This window comes from Desulfovibrio sp. (genome assembly GCF_019424165.1).
GTDB lineage: Bacteria > Desulfobacterota > Desulfovibrionia > Desulfovibrionales > Desulfovibrionaceae > Desulfovibrio.
The window spans coordinates 1-2,900 of sequence record NZ_JAHZAA010000069.1 but is presented as its reverse complement, the minus strand read 5'-3'; the positions used below and the strand labels follow the sequence as shown (position 1 = coordinate 2,900).

Genomic DNA, 2,900 nt, shown 5'->3' with positions numbered 1-2,900 from the left:
CACGCAGCCTGTCTTCATCTTCAAGGCCCAACTGGCGATGTTTGGCCCCCGAGCATACCAACACAGTCTTGCACGTATGCTCTCCGTCTGAAGTGCGCACAGTAAACCGGCCCGCCGAGCCGGTAATGGATTCAACAACGGTGGCGGGCCTGTCTACTGTCAAACCTTCAAGATGCGCGGCGAAGAGGTCGGCAAGTTCATAGCCCTTGATGCCCTTGGGAAAGCCCGGGTAGTTCTCCAGCGCTTCAGTTTGCAGCAACTGACCTCCGGAGGTCAAACGCTCCGGCATAAGAACGCTGCAACCGGACCGCGCCAGATACAAGGCTGCGGTAACGCCGGCGGGGCCGCCGCCGATCACAACGGCATCATATGCTTTCATGCCAGCGCCTTGGTATCAAGCAGATCTTTCATGGCGGCCTTGGTCACAGCGCCGGTGATCTGTTCGACAGTTTCGCCGTTTTTGAAAAGGACGAGAGTGGGGATAGCGCGAATGCCGAATTTTGTGGGAGTGGCGGGATTTTCATCCACGTTCATCTTTACGATGCGCACTTTGCCCGTGTATTCGGTGGCGAGCTCATCAATAATTGGGCCAACAGCGCGGCAAGGACCGCACCAGGGTGCCCAAAAGTCAAGCAGAACCGGCAGATCGGACTTGAGGACAACACTTTCAAAGGTGGCGTCAGTGACCTGTTCAGCCATAACTATCTCCTTAGGTTTATGTTGCGCACTGCATGCCCGAAAGGGCGCAGAGGCGGAAAACCGAAGCTTCGGGGTATGGATTCCGAGGCCTCTGTATTGAGCAAGAGTAGTTTCCAAAGACCTGACTGTCAAGACAATCTCATGTTTCTGACAGGTCTTCAGCGTATTCTCGACAGCGCCTCATATCGTCAGGCAGAGCGCGTCCTCGGGGTACGGCTTCCATGTGTAATTGGTGGTAATATCCTTCTTTTCCGAACAGCCAGCCCGCATAGGCAATCATGGCCGCATTGTCCGTGCATAAGTGCGGACCGGGAATGATTGCCTGCCCGCCTCTGTGCTTCATAAGCTCCGTAACGCGCTGGCGCAACAACGAGTTGCAGGCAACGCCTCCCGCAAGAATCAGATATTTCAACTGCGGATTTCTGTCCAGTGCTCTTGCAGTCTTTGTGCAAAGGGTATCTACCACGGCCAGATTAAAGGCGGCGCAACAATCTTTCAGATCTTGCGGCGCATCTGCCGTCGAGCCCAAAGGGCGTGGCCATGTCACGTCTGCAAAATGTTGCTGAATATACGTGCTAGCGGCAGTTTTTAATCCGCTGAAGCTGAAATCCAGATTGTCATTATCCAGATAAGGACGTGGAAAGGCAATTCCATCCGCCCGCCCTTCTCCGGCAAGAGCGTCCATCAGACGTCCTCCCGGATAGGCCAGGCCAAGCACTTTGCCGACCTTATCAAAGGCTTCGCCTGCCGCGTCGTCCAAAGTGCGCCCAAGGGGCAGACAGCGCCACGGAGTTTCCATACGGTACAGATGCGTATGCCCGCCGGAAACAAGCAGGCCCAAAGCCGGAAACTTCAAAGGCTGTTCCAGCCCCGCTGCCAACAGATGCGCCTGCAGATGGTTGACGCCGATAAAACGCGCTCCCAGACTGAAAGCAAGCCCCTTGGCAAAGGCCACCCCCACCAGCAGGCTGCCAAGCAGCCCCGGACCACGCGCGACAGCTACAATATCTATTTCTTCATTACGCTTGCCGCTACGCCGCATCAGCTCATCAAACAAGGGGCCGATATAGCGATAATGTTCGCGGGATGCCAGCTCGGGCACAACACCGCCAAATAGTGCGTGCATATCTGCCTGAGTGGATAAGACAGAATGCAGCAGGCGGCCATCTTCCACCAAGGCCAGTGCGGTTTCGTCACAGGAACTTTCAATGCCAAGGCAAAGCATATGATCTCTCTTTCAACAAAAAACAGGAGCCGCACCCAACGCGGCCCCCCAATTACGCGTGTCTGCTGTCAGGCTGTCAGACCGGCATGCCTGGCATAAATATTTTCAACAACCTCCACGTCTTTGGCGGAACCGATAAATAAGGGCGTACGTGCATGCAAGTGTTCGGGAACCCTTTCAAGAATACGGCTCTTGCCGTCACTTGCCTTGCCGCCGGCCTGCTCTGCAAGAAAGGCCAAGGGGGCAGCCTCGCACATAAGGCGCAGCTTGCCGTTGGGCTTCTTGGTATTCGATGGATACATATAAATGCCACCGTTGATCAGAGTGCGATGAAAATCCGCAACAAGAGCACCGACATACCGAGATGAGTACGGTTTTCCATCTGAAGTTTCACAGCCGTGAAACCAGTTTACAGCCTCGCGGGCGGGGGCATCCCAGTTTTTCCAGTTGCCCTCATTTACCGAATAGATATAACCCTGCTCGGGAATGCACATGTTGGGATGGGAAAGCAAAAATTCTCCCACTCCGGGGTCAAGAGTAAAACCATGAACCCCTTGTCCCGTGCTAAGTACAAGCATTGTGGAGGGGCCATACAAAATATACCCTGCCGCCACTTGCCTGTTGCCAGGCTGCAGCACCTCATCCAGAGTCACTTCACCAGAATGCCCCTCGGGACGGCGTAAAATCGAAAAAATTGTGCCAACATTGATATTAACATCAATATTGGAAGAACCGTCCAGCGGATCAAAAATCAAGATATAGTCGCCGCGGGGAAATTCCGGGCTGACGCGGATCAGGTCGGCCTCTTCTTCCGAACTCATGGCACAGAGAGCGCCACAGCGCTCCATGCGATAGAGCATAATGCGGTTGGCGATTGTATCCATCTTCTGAACATTTTCGCCTTGAACGTTAACTTCGCCCGTGCCGCCGAGAATATCCAGCAGCCCCGCCTTGTTAATGCGGCGGGAAATGCTTT

At 54.4% G+C, this 2,900-nt stretch carries 4 protein-coding genes; all 4 read right to left on the bottom strand.

The annotated features are described in order from the left end of the window. Nucleotides 1-379 (bottom strand): NAD(P)/FAD-dependent oxidoreductase (locus QZ377_RS12575; RefSeq protein WP_291441584.1); only part of this gene is annotated, 379 nt, incomplete at its 3' end. Continuing rightward, nucleotides 376-699, bottom strand: a complete 324-nt coding sequence (gene trxA, locus QZ377_RS12570) for a thioredoxin (protein WP_291441582.1) — start codon at nucleotides 697-699, stop codon at nucleotides 376-378. The genes QZ377_RS12575 and trxA, both read right to left, overlap by 4 nt. A gap of 139 nt (nucleotides 700-838) precedes the next feature. Then, entirely contained in the window at nucleotides 839-1,924 is a 1,086-nt protein-coding gene (gene tsaD, locus QZ377_RS12565) for a tRNA (adenosine(37)-N6)-threonylcarbamoyltransferase complex transferase subunit TsaD (RefSeq protein WP_291441580.1), read from the bottom strand. Nucleotides 1,925-1,992: 68 nt separating this feature from the next. Continuing rightward, on the bottom strand, nucleotides 1,993-2,900 hold a 908-nt coding region (gene fbp, locus QZ377_RS12560), incomplete at its 5' end, for a class 1 fructose-bisphosphatase (RefSeq protein WP_291441578.1).

Coding starts and splice junctions, on each gene's coding strand:
- trxA (WP_291441582.1), bottom strand. CDS start 699: ATGGCTGAACAGGTCACTGACGCCACCTTTGAAAGTGTTGTCCTCAAG.
- tsaD (WP_291441580.1), bottom strand. CDS start 1,924: ATGCTTTGCCTTGGCATTGAAAGTTCCTGTGACGAAACCGCACTGGCC.